This window comes from Cupriavidus basilensis OR16 (genome assembly GCF_000243095.1).
Taxonomy (GTDB): Bacteria; Pseudomonadota; Gammaproteobacteria; order Burkholderiales; family Burkholderiaceae; genus Cupriavidus; species Cupriavidus basilensis_D.
On sequence record NZ_AHJE01000048.1, the window covers coordinates 13,655 to 29,896 of the forward strand.

The window sequence follows — 16,242 nt, forward strand, 5'->3', positions numbered from 1 at the left end:
GCGCGGCGCTCAGCGCCCCAGAAAACCACGCAACCGCCGCACGCCTTCATCCAGCCTCGCCGGATCACACGCATAACACCACCGCACAAAGCCCTCCCCCTCATCCCCGAACGCGCTCCCGGGCGCCAGCCCGAGCCGTGCCTCGCGCACCAGCTGCTTGCACAACGCCAGGCTGTCGCTGGCGCCGGCCAGCCGGAAGAACACATACATGGCGCCCTCTGGCGCATGCACATCCACGCCCGGTACCGCGGCCAACGCACCAACCAGGTGATCGCGCGCCGCGCGCAGCCTGCCGACCAGTTCACGGGTAAAGGCCTCGCCCTCTCGCACCGCCACAATGCCTGCTTCCTGCACGAAGGACGGCGCGCACGACGTGTTGTACTCAACCAGCTTGCCCAGGTCGTCCGTGAGCGCCGCGGGCAGCACCATCCAGCCCAGCCGCCAGCCGGTCATCAGCCAGGCCTTGGAAAACGAGTTGACACAGATCACCCGCTCGTCGCGGCTGGCGATATCCAGGAACGACGGCGCGATGGCGCCATCGCCTTCACCGTAATACAGCCGCTCGTACACTTCATCGGCAATGATCCAGATGCCAAGGCGCCGGCAGTGCGCGAGCACCGCTTGCTGGTCCGCGCGCGACATCACCCAGCCGGTAGGGTTGTTCGGCGAGTTGATCATCAGCAAGCGCGTATCCGGCGTCAGCGCGGCCAGCAGCTTGTCGAGATCCAGCGTCCAGCCGTGCGCGCCGTAATCGAGCGAGACGGTTTCCACCTCGGCGCCCAGGATTTTGGGGATTTCCACCAGGTTGGGCCACAGCGGCGTGACGGCAACGGCGCGGTCGCCGGGCCCGGCCACCAGTTGGGCGGCCAGCATCAGCGCGTTGACGCCGGCGCTGGTCACCACCACGTTGTCCGCAGCGGTGGCGCCATGCAGCGCACTGACGTAGTCGGCCAGCGCGCTGCGCAGCGGGGCGATGCCAAGGTTGTGCGTGTAGAAGGTGGCGCCGCCGGCCAGCGCCCGGCTGGCGGCGTCGCGGATGAAGACAGGCGTGACCTGGTCGGACTCGCCGAACCAGAAGGGCAGTACGTCGGGCAGGCCGATGCCGGCATTGGCCACCTCGCGGATGCGCGATGCGCGCAGGTGATGGACGGTGGCGCGGGCTGCGGCCGGGACGGACGCTATGCCGGACGGACTGGTGGACATCTGAGCTCCTTGCGGTTGTAAGGGTCGGCGCGCCGGGGCAACCTGCGGCGGCTACCGCCCGGGATCGTCCTGCTGCTGCCAGCCGGGTTTCATCCGCAGGCCGAAGCTGCTGCGTGGCTGCACATCGCGCTCGGGGCGCAGAGCGTATTGGTCGTGGTTGACCTGCGCCCCCGTGCCAGCTTGCTCGGCATCCCGGGATGCTGGCGTCGGCGCAGGGCCGGCGCGCGTGCCGGCCTTGGCGGGTGCGCGCACGCCATTGGCATCCGATGCGGCGGCGGACGCCGCCAGCACGGTGGGGCTGGCCAAGGCGAGCCATAGCGCCGCCAGGCTGGTGAAGATGGAGATCGAGAAAAGAGGTTTTGCTATCACGCTGTCATGCGGCGGCTACGCATGGCCCGCCCGGCCGCCACCTCTGCGGCGCACGGCTGGACCGGCGGCGGCCACCAGTGGCTGAATCCGTTATTGTGTCAGCTACCGGGGCCGCCGGGTGAAAACGGCCTGCAGCCTCGCTTTGCGGGAGGGTGGCGAGGCTGCCGCGCCGGCTTTACTGCGCCGCCGCCAGCCGGCGCTTGCCGTCGCTGCCGTCCTCCGTGGCGGCCGTGCCAGTGGCCTTGCCGCGCGCCAGCACCGGCGCCAGCGCCGCGCCGGTGTGGCTGGCCCGCACCCGAACCAGCCCCTCGGGGCAGCCCCTCGGGGTCGTTGCGGCAACGATGCCGCCGCCCGCCACGCCGCCTTCCGGGCCCAGGTCGAGGATCCAGTCGGCCTCGGCGATCACGTCGAGATCGTGCTCGATCACCACCACGCTATGGCCGCCATCCGCCAGCCGGTGCAGCACGCGTATCAGCTTGGCCACGTCGGCCATGTGCAGGCCCACCGTAGGCTCATCCAGCACGTACAGCGTGTGCGGCGCCTGCTGCCCACGGCGGGTGATGTCGTCCCGCACCTTGGACAGCTCGGTCACCAGCTTGATGCGTTGCGCCTCGCCCCCGGACAGCGTGGGCGACGGCTGGCCCAGCGTCAGGTAGCCCAGGCCCACGTCCTTCATCAGTTGCAACGGGTGCGCGATATTGGACATGGCGGAGAAGAACGCCACCGCCTCGTCGATCTCCATCGTCAGCACGTCGCCGATATTCTTGCCGCGCCAGGTGACCGCCAGCGTTTCCGGGTTGAAGCGCTGGCCATGGCAGACATCGCAATGCACCTTCACGTCCGGCAGGAAGCTCATGCCGATGGTGCGCACACCCTGGCCCTCGCAGGCCGGGCAGCGCCCGTCGCCGGTGTTGAAGGAAAAGCGCGAGGCGGAATAGCCGCGCGCCTTGGCCTCCAGCGTCTGCGCGAACAGCTTGCGGATGGTGTCCCACACGCCGATATACGTGGCCGGGCAGGAGCGCGGCGTCTTGCCGATCGGGGTCTGGTCGACCTCGAGCACGCGGTCGATGCTCTCATAGCCGGTGATGGACTCGCAGCCCTGCCAGTTGTGCGTGACCTCCAGCTTGCGGCGCGGCTCGGCGCGTGCCGTGGCCTGCGAGCGCGCGGGCGCCTCGCTGCCGGCCGCCTTGCGCGCGCGCCGTGTGGCCGGCGACGACATCACCGAGCGGCCCACCGCGTCGAGCAGGTTGGCCATCAGCACATCGCGCGCCAGCGTGGACTTGCCGGAGCCGCTGACGCCCGTGATGGCGACCAGCCGCGCCAGCGGAATGCTGGCGGTGACGTTGCGCAGGTTGTGCAGCTTGGCGCCATGCACGGTCAGCCAGCGCTCGGGCACGGCCTCGCCGTCCTTGCCCGCCGGCGTCACCGCGCGGCGCGGCTGCAGCGGATGCAGGATCGGCCGGGCCAGGAACTGGCCTGTCAGCGAGTCCGGGCTGGCCGACAGCGCGGCCACACCGCCCTGCGCCACCAGCGTGCCGCCGCGCTTGCCGGCGCCGGGGCCGATGTCGATGATGTGGTCGGCGCGGCGGATGGTGTCTTCGTCGTGCTCCACCACCACCAGCGTGTTGCCCTTCTCGCCGAGCTTGCGCAGCGCGTCGAGCAGGATCTGGTTGTCGCGCGGATGCAAGCCGATGGTGGGCTCGTCGAGCACGTAGCACACGCCCTGCAGGTTGCTGCCAAGCTGCGCCGCCAGGCGGATGCGCTGCGCCTCGCCGCCAGACAGGCTGGGCGCGGCGCGGTCCAGGCTGAGGTAGCCCAGGCCGACCTCTTCCAGGAACTGCAGGCGGCTGCGGATCTCGCTCACCACATCGCGCGCGATCTCGGCTTCGCGCCCGGCCAGGTGCAGGCCCTGCACCCAGCGGTGCGTATCGGAGACCGTCCATTGCGCCACTTCCACGATGGGGTGCGCGTCGAACGTCACCGCGCGCGCCACCGGGTTCAGCCGCGTGCCGCCACAATCCGCGCACGGCGTATCGGCCACGTCATCGGGCTCTTGCTGCTCGGAGGGCAGCGTCTGCTCGCGCCCGCGATTGTCGTCGGCCATCACGGTGTCGTCGTAGACGGCGCGCTGCTCCCGCGTGAGGGTCAGGCCGGTGCCGACGCAACTGGTGCACCAGCCGTGCTTGCTGTTGTAGGAGAACAGGCGCGGGTCCAGTTCCGGATAGCTGGTGCTGCACACCGGGCAGGCGCGCTTGGTCGAGAACACAGTGGTGCTGCCGACGCGGGCGGTGCCGCCGTTGCCCATCGCGTGCTGCAGGCCATCGAGCGGCGCCAGCAGGTGCATCACGCCCTTGCCGGCTTCCAGCGCCTGGCCCAGCATTGCGCGCAGCGCGGCTTCGTTGTCCGCGGACACGATGATGTCGCCGACCGGCAGCTCGATGGTGTGCTCGCGGAAACGGTCCAGGCGCGGCCACGGGTCCACCGGCAGGAATTCACCATCCACGCGCAGATGCGTATTGCCGCGCGCCTTGGCCCATTTGGCCAGGTCGGTATAGACCCCCTTGCGGTTGACCACCAGCGGCGCCAGCAGGCCAACATGCTGGCCCTTGTAGTCGCGCAGCAACTGCGCGGCGATGGACTCGGGGCTTTGCGAGGTGACCGGGGTGCCATCGTGGATGCAATGCTGGATGCCCAGCTTCACATACATCAGCCGCAGGAAGTGCCAGACCTCGGAGGTGGTCGCCACCGTGCTCTTGCGGCCGCCGCGCGACAGGCGCTGCTCGATGGCCACGGTGGGCGGAATACCGTACACCGCATCCACCTCCGGCCGCCCGGCGGGCTGCACGATGGAGCGCGCATAGGCGTTGAGCGATTCGAGGTAGCGGCGCTGCCCTTCATGGAACAGGATGTCGAAGGCGAGCGTGGATTTGCCCGAGCCCGACACGCCAGTGACCACATTGAATTTGCCGTGCGGGATATCGACGTTGAGCGCCTTGAGGTTGTGCTCGTGCGCGTTGACGATGCGCACCACGTCCTCGCCCTCGATGGCGCGGCGCGCGCGCGCCGCGCGCAAGGCGGCCTGCAGCGGCACGCCAGCATCTTCGGCCACGAAGGCATGGCCCACGGCGCGGTCGTACTGCAGCAGCGCCTTGCCGGTATGCGAGTCCGCGCAGCGCTTGACGTCTTCCGGCGTGCCCACGCACAGCACTTCACCGCCGGCGTCGCCGCCCTCGGGGCCGAGGTCGATGATCCAGTCGGCTGCGCGCACCACGTCGAGGTTGTGCTCGATCACGATCAGCGAATGCCCACCGTCCAGCAGCTTGCCGAAGGCGCGCATCAGCTTGGCGATGTCATCGAAGTGCAAGCCGGTGGTGGGCTCGTCGAACATGAACAGCTTGCACTCGTATGGCATCGGCTTGACGCGCACATTGCTGGCCTGCGCGGTCTCGGCCAGGTAGCCGGCCAGCTTCAGGCGCTGCGCCTCGCCGCCCGACAGGGTCGGCACCGGCTGGCCCAGCTTCACATATTCCAGGCCCACGTCGACGATCGGCTGCAGCACGCGCAGCACCGCCGCATCGCCGGCAAAGTACGCCACGGCCTCGCTGACGGTGAGTTCCAGCACATCGGCCACGCTGAACGCGCGCGGCGGCTGGCCCGGCAATGCGCGCTCGATCTTCACTTCGAGGATTTCGGCGCGGTAGCGCCGGCCATCGCAATCCGGGCAGCGCAGGTAGACGTCGGAGAGGAACTGCATCTCGACGTGCTCGAAGCCCGAGCCGCCGCAGGTGGGGCAGCGCCCATCGCCGGAGTTGAAGCTGAACATGCCCGCGGTATAGCTGCGCTGCAGCGCCATCGGCGCCTTGGCGAACAGCTTGCGGATCTCGTCGAAGGCACCGACATAGCTGGCCGGGTTGGAGCGCGCGGTCTTGCCGATGGGCGACTGGTCGACAAACACCACATCGGCCACCTGTTGCGCGCCGGTGAGGCTGCGAAAAGTACCGGGCGCATCCGTGGACTTGCCGAACTGGCGCGCCATGGCGGGATACAGCACGTCCTGCAGCAAGGTGGATTTACCCGAGCCGGAGACACCGGTCACGCACACCAGGCGCTGCAGCGGAATTTCCACGGTGACATCGCGCAGGTTGTGTTCGGTGGCACCCTCCAGCACGATGCGTGGCGTGGCGGCGTCGACCGCGCGCGGCTGCCAGCGGGAGAGATCGGTCACCTGGCGATGGCCGGCGAGATACTCGCCGGTGAGCGTGCCCGAACCGCGGATATCGGCTGGCGTGCCGTCGAAGATGATGTTGCCGCCGCGCTCGCCCGGGCCGGGCCCATGTCGATGAGCCGGTCGGCCGCCAGCATCACCGAAGGATCGTGCTCCACCACCACCAGCGTGTTGCCGGCATCGCGCAGCCGATGCATGGCCTCGACGATGCGGTTCAGGTCACGCGGGTGCAGGCCGATGCTGGGCTCATCCAGCACGAACAGCGTCTTGACCAGCGAAGTGCCAAGCGCCGTGGTCAGGTTGATGCGCTGCACCTCGCCGCCGGACAGCGTGCGGCTCTGGCGGTCCAGCGTGAGGTAGCCAAGACCCACATCGCACAGGTATTTCAGGCGCGTGCGCACTTCGGCCAGCAATAGCTTGAGCGCGTCGTCGAGCATCAGGCTCGGCAGCGTGAGCTCGTCGAAGAACTTGCGGATGCGCTCGATCGGCATCAGCATCAGGTCGTGCACGGTCAGGCCGGGCAGCGCCTCGAGCTGCGTGCGGTCCCAGTCCACGCCGCGCGGCAGGAAGCGCTTTTCGGGCGCGCACACGGCATCGGCACCGGGCTTGCTGCCCAGGCGCCACTGCAGCGCCTCGGTCTTCAGCCGCGCGCCGCCGCAGGTCTCGCACGGCGTATAGCTGCGGTACTTCGACAACAGCACGCGGATATGCATCTTGTACGCCTTCGACTCCAGGTAGTCGAAGAAGCGCTTGACGCCGTACCAGTGCGTATTCCACTTGCCGTTCCAGTCCGGCGAGCCGTCGATGACCCAGGCGCGCTCGGCCGGGGTGAGGCTCGACCAGGCCACGTCGCGCGGGATGCCCGCCTTGGCGGCGTAGCGCATCAGGTCGTCCTGGCATTCCTTCCAGGCCGGCGTCTGCATCGGCTTGATGGCGCCGCCGCGCAGCGTCTTGCGCTCATCCGGGATCACCAGGCCGAGGTCGACACCGATCACGCGGCCGAAGCCGCGGCAGGTCTCGCAGGCGCCGTAGGCGGAGTTGAAGGAAAACAGCGCGGGCTGTGGATCGGCGTAGCGGATATCGCTTTCCGGGCTGTGCAGGCCGGTGGAGAAGCGCCACACCTGCGGCTGCGCGCCGTCGTCCGCCGCATTGAGGACATAGACGTTGACCCGGCCGGCGCCGCGCTTGAGCGAGGCCTCGATGGCTTCCAGCGCCCGCACCTTCTCCGTATTGCCCAGGCGGAAGCGATCGGCCACCACGTCCAGCACCTTGCGCGGCCCGGTGGGCGACGCCACCACGCGCTGCGCCTGCACCCGCGTGTAGCCGCTGACCGACAGCCATTGCTCGATCTCGGCCTCGGTGGTGGCTTCGGGCAGCTCCACCGGGAAGGTGACGACCAGGCGTGGATCGCCGTTCGCGGCACGTGCCTGCAGCTCCGCGTAGATGGTCTCCGGCGAGTCGTGCCGCACGGGCTGCGCGGTCTGCCGGTCGAACAGTTCGGCAGCGCGCGCGTACAGCAGCTTCAGGTGATCGTTGAGCTCCGTCATGGTGCCGACCGTGGAGCGCGAGCTGCGCACCGGGTTGGTCTGGTCGATGGCGATGGCCGGCGGCACGCCGTCCACCCGGTCCACCTGCGGCCGGTCCATGCGGTCCAGGAACTGGCGCGCGTAGGCGCTGAAGGTCTCGACATAGCGCCGCTGCCCTTCGGCGTAGAGCGTATCGAACACCAGGCTCGACTTGCCCGAGCCCGACGGCCCGGTCACCACGGTCATTTCGCCAGTGTGCAGGTCGAGGTCGAGATTCTTGAGATTGTGCTGACGGGCTCCGCGGATACGGATGACACCGGATGACATGGGATGCGTCCTTTTGATGCGGGTGGCTGGCGGAATACTTGCGAGCGGGGTGCGACATGCGGGCGGCGCGAGGCCGGGCGCAGATGCCAGCCAGACAATCCCGTCGCGCCTACTTGGCGCTGCGCCGGGTACTGCCTCCAGCACCGCGCGCCTCAAAGGCATGGCGAAAAGCCGCCGCAAATCGCGGCATGGGTACGGTCAGGCCGCTATCGTATCCTGAAGCGCGGCGGCGTGCCGCGCGGCGACGTGTGGCGCCAGCATCTCCTGACAGTACGGTGTCAGGAGGAAATGGGGACACATGACGGAAATCATAGCCCCCGTGCGGCTCGCAAGGCCGCCGCGGGGCGCGATTTCAGAAGGTGCCGAAGCGGCGCGAGCCGTGCGCTTCCTGCTCGGCCAGCCTGGAAATGGAGAACGCGTGCGAAGCGATGTCAGGGTGGCGGCTTCATCCCGATTGATCGTGCCAACTCCCCGCGTACTTGAACAACTCGACATCACGCTTGAAGCCCAGTTTTCTCATTGCGCTGAGCTTCTGCGTGCTGATCGTTTGCACGCTCCGGTTCCACTTCCGGGCGATCTCGGTAATCGTCAAGCCGGAACCGAGCAGGCGTACGATTTCAGCCTCACGCGGGCTAAGCACCTTGCCCATGCCTCCGGCAGTCAGTATCGGGCCCAACAGGATGTCCTTGATCGAAGGGGATATATAGACCTGCCGCTGGTAGGCGGCATTGACCGCCTGGGAGATGTGCTCGAGCGGATCGGATTTGCTCAGCACGCAGTTGAACCCGGACTGCACCAGTGCTCCTATCAGCTTCGAGTTCTCCAGCATGGTGCAGATCACGAAGCGCAGGGCGGGGCGTTCGATACCGTCACCATATTTGCCGTCTGGCATGACGTAGTCGGATACCAGTACATCGCATGGGAAACGATCGAGCTCCACAACTAGCTCTGTCGAATTCTCCACCCGCGCGAGCAGTTCGAAGCTTCCTGTTTTCATCAGAGTACATTCGATCCCCAGCAGCATCGCGGGGTGATCATCTGCGACGACCACGCGAATACGTGGTGGTTTCGACATCATGGATCTCCTAGGTTTCACATCTGCCCTGAGTGCCATGCAAGGGCGGCATCGTGCGTTGACTGACCGCGCCCTGCCCCCCCGGTTGACGCGTAGACTTCGGTCTGGCCTTTGAGCATGATGATGCCTAATCCTCGCGCACCACCTGGAGCGAGATTCAACACCGTCGGGTCCGCCTGGCTCGCGACCGACTTGTATTTGTCGGTGAAGGTAATTTCAGGCTTGGCCGCGGCGGCACACTGGCTCAAACTTATGGCGAATGACCTTGCCGGAGAAGTTGAGTTCACTGAAGGAAAATCCTGGACGCCATATTTTCCAAGGGGTACACGAACAGTTTTGTATGCCTCTACCAGGCATTTGTTGGGGATGGGCACAACGCCGCCGCCGCCCCCCAGATTGAGCGCCTCCATCCCCGACAGTGCGAGCCGCTTCCGGCAGATTCCAGTAGGCGTCGTGGGTAGGCTCCCCACATTGATCCTGTCGTTGCCTAGCGATGAAATCAGGCCCTTGAGCATATCAATCGCATAGATCTGCAGCGTGGCGCTCCCCGCAACGCGAGTTACCGTTTGCTCGCCGCTTGGCAGTTGGTTGGGCGGAACGGCCAGTACCAGTTCCTGAATGAAGTTCATGGCGGTTGAGTCGATCGCTGGATCGGTCACCCGACGATCCAGTGCAACGGGACTCTCGCTCAGCGGCACTGCACGTGCCGCACCGTCCCTGGCATCGAGTATCACCCGGTAGCGGATCCCCTCCACATCCGTCGGGACAGCAGCGGGGTCCATTGTCCAGGGATAGCCAACACCTAGCCAACTCGCGGCAAGGATCAGTTCATGGGGAACAAGGCTAGGAGCAGGACGCACGCCGTACTTGACCGTTATCGGAGTGGAGCTGCGGAAAAGAACCGCGCCGGGGAGCGTTGCGCTGGTCAACGGCTCGACGGGCTGCCAGCCGGCCCCCGCTGCGCCATCCATGATCTGGCAGTTCATGGCCATTTCGTCTCTAGCCCATGTTGCTGAGCTACTACCCGCCCCCAACAGCGCCGCAATTGCCGACACCATGAGCGCGCGATGCCGCCGTCTGATATGTAATGACAGAGAGTGAATCGAGCTCACCATGCCGTTCTCCTAAGGGGTGTGATGCCGCCTACAGGCTTGTTCGGGAGGCCGCATGCAGGGCTGTGCCTGAAACGCAGGCACGGGGTCCGGCACCGCCGGACCCCGTGCACAGGCAACTGGCCGGGAGCACAAGGGCTGTGCAGACCCTGCCGCCCCCGGCCAGCGCTGGATAACGCGTTTAGCGAACCGCTCCGTAGTTCGCACCGACCGCCTGAACCAGGGCGGCTTCACCCATGGCAATGTTGCCGTTCATCGCGCCGTAGTTGGTCCCGACCAGGCCGCCGTAGGTTTGGGCATAGTAAACATTGGGCAAATAGGCGATCTTGCCGTTCGCGGTCGAGTTGCTCAGGGTTCCCATGTTGAGGCCTACCAGGCCACCCAGGCTTGCGTAGCTATCGCCACTGACCTGCCCAGCCGCCGACACATGCGCGATCTGCCCGTGGTTCTCACCCGCCAGGCCACCAACGCGGCTGCGGCTCCCCCCCCGCACGTTGCCCGTGCTCTCGCTCGCCATCACGCTGCCATAGTTGTTGCCCACCAATCCACCCGCGCTGCTGCCGTGGGCGCCAGTGACAGCGCCACTCGCGCGGCCGCCGGATACCGAGCCGGCATTGAATCCGACCAGCCCGCCGGCGACGCTATCGTTGCCGCCGGTGACGTTACCTCCAGCCACCCCGTGCATGACGCTGCCCTCGTACAGGTTGCTGCCGATCAAGCCGCCAACATGGCTTTTGGCACCACCGATAACATGCCCCGTAGCCTCACCTGTATCCACGCGGCTAAAGCTGTTGGAGCCAACCAGACCGCCGATGCTCGCGGCAGAGTAGTCGCTGACGCTCCCGGTGGCCTTCACCTCCGTCAGGCTACCGCCGCCCCTGTTCGATCCAACCAAACCTCCGATCGCCGCGCTGCCGTAGCCCGAGACGATGCTGCTGGATTCCGACTCGCTGACGGTACCGTTGACATTGAGGCCGACCAACCCGCCGACGAGATTGGCGTTTCTACCCTGTACGCGACCGCTTGAAGAGGCTCGCGTGATATCTCCATCGGCGTTGTAGCCGACCAGTCCACCAATATTGACGTTAGCCGCGCTTGTGCTCGTGGAGCCCTCGCTCCTGGCATCGGCAATCATGCCGCCGCGATTGGATCCGACCAGCCCTCCGACGCCGCCAGGCTCGTTGCCACCCATGCCGCCGTAGACATCGGCACGCGATACGCTGTGGCTGATGTCGGCAGATCCGGATACATTCTCACCGACCAGCCCGCCGACGGACACGGAGCTGTTTGAACCCCGCACAGTGCCGTGGGAGGATGAACCGTCGACGCGCCCCAGGTTTCTGCCGACCAGTCCGCCTATGACGTTCGGCTGCGACGAGGATGCGGTGACATTGACCCTGTTCGTGCTGACATTGCGTATGGTGCCGCTGTTGACGCCCACCAATGCGCCGATGGCCCCGGGAGGGGCTCGATAACCGTTGTCATAGATGTTCATGTTGGTCAGCTTCAAGTTGCTGATGCTGCCAGCCGAAGCGGCAAACAACCCCACGTTCGCGCCCTGGCCCGCGACTGTTGCGCCGTTGAGAGCGTTGCCCAGGCCGTCGAACGTGCCGGTGAAAACACCGGCGGGACCGCCAATGGCTTGCAGGCGTGCATAGTTAATGCTGTTGCCCAGGACGTACAGGCCATGGAGGTTCGAATCGATAGCTTGCAGTTGCGCCGCATTCTGGATCACGTTGTAGAAGTCGCCGTTCGAACTGAAGCTGACGCCGGCGCCCGTGAGGGTGACGGAGCCCTTCTCGCCGACAGTATGCCCCGCACCGGAATCTATCGCCAGGCTGCTGGCAGCGCCGCTGATGGTCACCTTGTCGTTGATCCGCACTTCATTGGCTGCACCCAGTGTCAGCCCCGCCTTGAGGCCGGTGGCGGTGATTGGCCCGTTCACATCCAGGTCCGCGGCGGACGACAGCGCCAACCGGTTGCCGGAGGTCCAGGCGACTGGCCCGTCGAGGGACACATCTCCCGCTGTGCTCTTCAGTTCGATGTTGGTCGTCGCCAGGTTCCGCGTAACGGTATCCGTATGGATCGTGCCGCCAGTCGTTGCAGCCGTCTTGCTGATGGAGACGTTGGAAGCGCTCACCTTCCAGGTGCCATTCACGCCGTTGTTGGCGCGCGTGTCGACCTGGGTCGCCAGATTCACTTCCACATTGGCACCCTTGACATCCACCACGCCTGCGTTGCCCGGCACGGCCAGCGCGGTGGCGGTAAGCCTGCCGCCCACGAGCGTCTTGCCTTCGGTGCCGCCGTCCAGCGTGATCGTTCCCGCGTTCCAGCGCAGGCTGTTGGCCTCAATCACGCCCTGGTTGTTCACCACCGTGCGCAGCATCGCATCGCTCGCCCTGGCGGTCATCAGCACCTGCCCGCCATCGGCCTTGAGCAGCCCGCCGTTGCGCGCCAACGCATTGGCCGTTGCGCCGGTCACCTCCAGATTGAGCAGGTTGCTGCCATCGAAGTTCACTGTGAACGTGTCGCCCGCCGCCAGCGCGACGCGCCCCATCTTCGCCTGGATGACACCATCATTGTGTACCTGCGCCCCAAGCAGCGCGATGCTGCCCCCGTCTGCCGCCGTGATGGTGCCACGGTTCATCACCGTCCTGTCACCCTGTCCCGAGAAACGATAGTCGCCCGCAATGAATTGCTTGTCGCTGAGGTCCTTGGTCGAGGCCACCAGCCCCCCGACATTGACCTGCGCCGACTTGCCGAACAGTACCCCGTTGGGGTTGACCAGGAAGACCCTGCCATTCGCGTCGATCTTTCCGTTGATCTCGCTGACCTTTGTGCCGATCACGCGGTTAAGGGCAATCGAGCCGCTGGTGGGCTGGTTGAAGGTGATGCGCTGGCCCGGGTCTGAACTGAAATCATTCCAGTTGACAATCAGCTTGTCGGAATGCTGATTGATGGACATCTGCCCCGCGGGAAGATTGGCCTGGATGTCGCCAGATCCAGAGACGATGTTCCCTCCCGTCGGCAAGGCAAAGGCGGGAGAAAGGCCACCACCCAGGCCCAGCAGCACGACGGCGGCCGCCAGCCGGCCGCCACCGGACTTGCCCCGGCGACGGGCTCCCTCGGGCGCCACGTTCCAGCGCTCTTGCGCTGCGTTCCAGATCAATGCATAGCATCTATTCATGATTTCTCCTATCGGTGATGAAAAGGCCTGCAACACCTCGGCAGGCACACGCTTCCGGCAAGCTGGCTAGAAGTACTGTGTCGCGTGCAACCAGATTCGCGGGTCCCGCTTTGGGACGTCGTTGACCTCGCGCGCGCCCAATGGCCACGCTGCGGTCACGCTCATTTGCTGGTTCCTATCGGTCCAGTTTGCCCCCACGCCCGAAGCGCCGAGCCGGACCTTGTTGCTCCCCGAAACCCACGGGTGCTTGTTCGCACTGATGACCCCATTGTCGATAAACGCGCTGATCGTCCAATGCGGAGCCAGTGCATAGCGCAGCTCGGCACTGGCCACCCAGCCCTGGTCGCCGCTGCCGGCACCGAGCGCGTACGCACGTACGCCGTAGGGACCGCCCAGGCCAAGTTTTTCCGAACTGTCGAGGTTGCCCGATGCCCATTGCGCATTCGCTTGGGCAAGGAGTTGAAGGCGCCCGGGCAAGCGCTGCAAGCGTCCACCGCTGAAGTTGAACTTGCTGAAGCGACCCGAGGTACGCGCCGTACGCGCGTCCAGCATTCCGTCGAACGCATTGCCAAAGCGCAGCTGCCCGCTGCCATAGCCCAGGTAGAAGTAGCTTCGGCCGCCCCCAAGAAAATCGTCATCGCGGCTGCCATCGAGCGATAGCGTCCACAGTTCGACCCGTTTCCCCGCACTCACCTTGTAGAGATCGATGTCGTCACGCAAGCGCTTGTCCTCATACTGGAACTGGGCGTTCAGGTTGAACGTGCGACTGCGTATCAGCGGCTGGGTCGCGAAAACGCTGCGCACGCTGGCTGTGCCGTGCGCCTCAAGCACCTCGAAGTCCTTTCCCAGGTGATAGCTCATGGAGGAGTAGCCAACGCCCAGCTGGGTGGATTGGGTGCCGACCCGCACCTGGTAGGCCGCTCTGTAGTAGTGCTGGCGCCCATTGCTGCCCAGTAGCCGCAGGTCCAGCCGATCCCCCAGACGCAATGGGCTGTTGACATTGACGTTGCCCGTCAGCCTGTACTCACCGGTGTAGAAACTGCCATAGTTGTCGGCCTCGACGCTGCCATTGAGCAACGGTGCGGATTCGGTCTCGACCACTAGCGCGGTCGATCCGGACTGCTCGCCGGGACGAAGCGTACCCTTCGCGGTTATGCCCGGCACATCGCTGATCAACAACAAGGTGCGCTCGAGATCCGGACCGTAAATCGGCTCGCCCGGCTTCAGGTTGCGCAATGGCTGCTGGAGGACGCCATCACGTGTGCGAGACCGGTTCTCCAGGATGATGCGATCGTATCGGCCCTCCTGCACGCTGATGTGCACGCGCCCGTCTTCAATCTCCTGTGGCGGTAGGAAGGCGCGCGCGAGCACGTAGCCATGCGTGCGGTAGTAGTCCGTCACGCGTTCAGCGGCGGCACGCAGCTCCGCCAGCGTGAGTGGCTTGCCCTTCAGGTCGTCCAGCAACCGCAGCAACTCCCCTTCCGGAAAGACTTCGTTTCCGTCGATGTAGAAGGCGCTCACCGCGAGTCGCGCGGCGTGCGCATCGGCAGGCGGCGCGGACTGCGGCTGGCGCTGCGGCAGATCCAGCTCCGGTGCCGCCGCTGGCGGCTGGGCTGGTCGAATCGACTCGATGTCGCGGATGGACCGTCCGGCATTGGGCACCTGCGTTGGGGCGGCCATCACCGACAGCGGGAACACCAGCATGGTCAGGCAGGCAGTGACCGTACGGATCGCTGATGCAAGTGCAATGGCGTTGGGGCGCACGTGTGCGCCGGGGCAGAACTTCGAATCACGCATCTCGTACCTACGGTTGTATGCGGGAAGTGCCGCTGATCGCTTCGCCGTTGTCGCCAACCGCCGTGTAGTGGACCATCGTGCCATCGGCCAGGTCGCTGGCTTGCGCAGGCAGCGGCATGCGCGCGTGCCCGAACGGCGCTACCGTCACGCTGTCCTGAGCGAGCGCATGATTGGGAAGGCGCAGGTCCACGGCGGTCAGGGTGATGAAGTAAGGCGTGCCGTTGCTAGCCTCGAGGAAGCCCCCTGGAACGTCCGCTGTGCCGCGCCTCACGCGCCAGGCCAGTTGCGCGACGGCCTGCCTGGCGTTGCCCGCCAGCGTCGAGGGACGAAACAGCACCTTCATGCGCAAGCGATACGTGAGCTTGAGCAAGTCGCCGCCATCCGGTGGTTTGGGCGGAACCTCGAGAAAGTTGATCCAGAAGAGGCTTTCCCGGTCGGCCGCCAGCATCGCCGACATTGCCCACGCGGATAGTGAGCGATGTATTTCCAGCGGGGTAGATGAATCGCGTACCCGCTATGGACAGTGCCGCCTGCGCGCCGGTGGGAGCCAGCATGAGCAACAGCGCGAGCAATACCGGACGTGCGATCACCATGCCGTTTGCCCCAAGGAGAGGTTCGGCGCCGCGGCGCTCGGCGTCAGTGGTCGGCAGGGGTGCTTCAGTACAAGGAAACTCTTGCGAGCATGCTCCGGCCCGGAGGGCAGCGAATAGTCAATCAGGCATTGCTGGCCCGGCTTTGCGCCCCACTCGACGCGGATCACGCCTCTCTCTTCTTCCGTCCGGATCAACAGGCGACTGCCCTGGCCAACCGCGCCGATGGGGGCTCCTGTCTTTACGTCGATCACGGTGGCAGCGAACGGAAGAGGATCGCCGTTACTCATGCTGCTGTCGATCAGGATTGGCAGCGCCTTGCGTGTGGGATATTCAAGCCAGACCACGGCGCCCGCGCGCGGCGCGACGCTGCGGGAACTGTACTGCAACTCCACATCATCCGGCATGCCCACGGGGTCGATATCGACGTTGTTAAGCTGGTACGGCGTGAGGCTGGTCACAAGCGCATAGCCACGCCCGTCGACGCTGGCCGATGCATAGCCGACTTGCGCGCCTGGTGCGTTTGGCACGTGGATCACTCCGACGGTCTCGCCCAAGGTCTGACCCAGTGTCACCCCACCTTCGTGCAGCACCATGCCGCCCGACGCGCTGAGCGAACCCTGCCGGAACCCTGGCCCCTGGGACACGCTGGCGCTAACTGCCGCCCGAGGCAGCATGTAGCTAAGGCTGGCGCTCTTGGAGATGATGCGGCTCTCACCGTCGCGCGACAGCGAAGCGGAGTACATGCCGCTGTTACGGGCGCCGAAGGCTCCGGATACGCCTCCGTGTTTACCTGCGTCCCGGCCTGCCCATCGCGAGTGGCGAACATAT

8 protein-coding genes and 1 pseudogene are annotated in these 16,242 nt (G+C 65.9%); all 9 read right to left on the reverse strand.

Features of this window, described 5'->3' with window-relative positions:
• Positions 1 to 9: 9 nt before the first annotated feature.
• The 9 genes and pseudogenes from OR16_RS18065 to OR16_RS47315 all read right to left on the reverse strand — a co-directional run bounded on the left by OR16_RS18065 (position 10) and on the right by OR16_RS47315 (position 16,157).
• Positions 10 to 1,203 (reverse strand): pyridoxal phosphate-dependent aminotransferase, encoded by a 1,194-nt coding sequence (locus OR16_RS18065; RefSeq protein ID WP_006159383.1) that lies wholly within the window; start codon positions 1,201 to 1,203, stop codon positions 10 to 12.
• 51 nt (positions 1,204 to 1,254) lie between these two features.
• The gene (locus OR16_RS18070) at positions 1,255 to 1,572 is read right to left on the reverse strand and encodes a hypothetical protein (RefSeq protein WP_006159384.1); all 318 of its coding nucleotides are present in this window, start codon (positions 1,570 to 1,572) and stop codon (positions 1,255 to 1,257) included.
• A 175-nt stretch (positions 1,573 to 1,747) separates the two neighbouring features.
• Positions 1,748 to 7,650 (reverse strand): annotated as a pseudogene (uvrA, locus tag OR16_RS18075) (excinuclease ABC subunit UvrA).
• 445 nt (positions 7,651 to 8,095) lie between these two features.
• Positions 8,096 to 8,728 (reverse strand): response regulator transcription factor, encoded by a 633-nt coding sequence (locus OR16_RS18080; protein WP_237717110.1) that lies wholly within the window; start codon positions 8,726 to 8,728, stop codon positions 8,096 to 8,098.
• A 14-nt stretch (positions 8,729 to 8,742) separates the two neighbouring features.
• Positions 8,743 to 9,711, reverse strand: coding sequence for a fimbrial protein (locus OR16_RS18085; protein WP_158001371.1), 969 nt, complete (start codon positions 9,709 to 9,711; stop codon positions 8,743 to 8,745).
• Between the two features lie 307 nt (positions 9,712 to 10,018).
• On the reverse strand, positions 10,019 to 13,024 hold the full coding sequence (locus OR16_RS18090) for a GLUG motif-containing protein (RefSeq protein WP_006159387.1): 3,006 nt from the start codon (positions 13,022 to 13,024) through the stop codon (positions 10,019 to 10,021).
• Between the two features lie 66 nt (positions 13,025 to 13,090).
• Positions 13,091 to 14,788, reverse strand: a complete 1,698-nt coding sequence (locus tag OR16_RS18095; RefSeq protein WP_237717111.1) for a ShlB/FhaC/HecB family hemolysin secretion/activation protein — start codon at positions 14,786 to 14,788, stop codon at positions 13,091 to 13,093.
• 40 nt (positions 14,789 to 14,828) lie between these two features.
• A complete protein-coding gene (locus OR16_RS18100) occupies positions 14,829 to 15,278 on the reverse strand; it encodes a fimbrial biogenesis chaperone (RefSeq protein WP_043420255.1) in 450 nt (149 codons plus the stop codon).
• A gap of 129 nt (positions 15,279 to 15,407) precedes the next feature.
• Positions 15,408 to 16,157, reverse strand: coding sequence for a fimbria/pilus outer membrane usher protein (locus OR16_RS47315; RefSeq protein ID WP_272942856.1), 750 nt, complete (start codon positions 16,155 to 16,157; stop codon positions 15,408 to 15,410).
• Positions 16,158 to 16,242: the final 85 nt, after the last annotated feature.

Bases quoted from the DNA above. Each gene is read 5' to 3' on its own strand.
- OR16_RS18085 (WP_158001371.1), bottom strand. From the start codon at position 9,711: ATGAACTGCCAGATCATGGATGGCGCAGCGGGGGCCGGCTGGCAGCCC.
- OR16_RS18065 (WP_006159383.1), bottom strand. From the start codon at position 1,203: ATGTCCACCAGTCCGTCCGGCATAGCGTCCGTCCCGGCCGCAGCCCGC.
- OR16_RS18100 (WP_043420255.1), bottom strand. From the start codon at position 15,278: ATGTCGGCGATGCTGGCGGCCGACCGGGAAAGCCTCTTCTGGATCAAC.
- OR16_RS18090 (WP_006159387.1), bottom strand. From the start codon at position 13,024: ATGAATAGATGCTATGCATTGATCTGGAACGCAGCGCAAGAGCGCTGG.
- OR16_RS47315 (WP_272942856.1), bottom strand. From the start codon at position 16,157: ATGTACTCCGCTTCGCTGTCGCGCGACGGTGAGAGCCGCATCATCTCC.
- OR16_RS18080 (WP_237717110.1), bottom strand. From the start codon at position 8,728: ATGATGTCGAAACCACCACGTATTCGCGTGGTCGTCGCAGATGATCAC.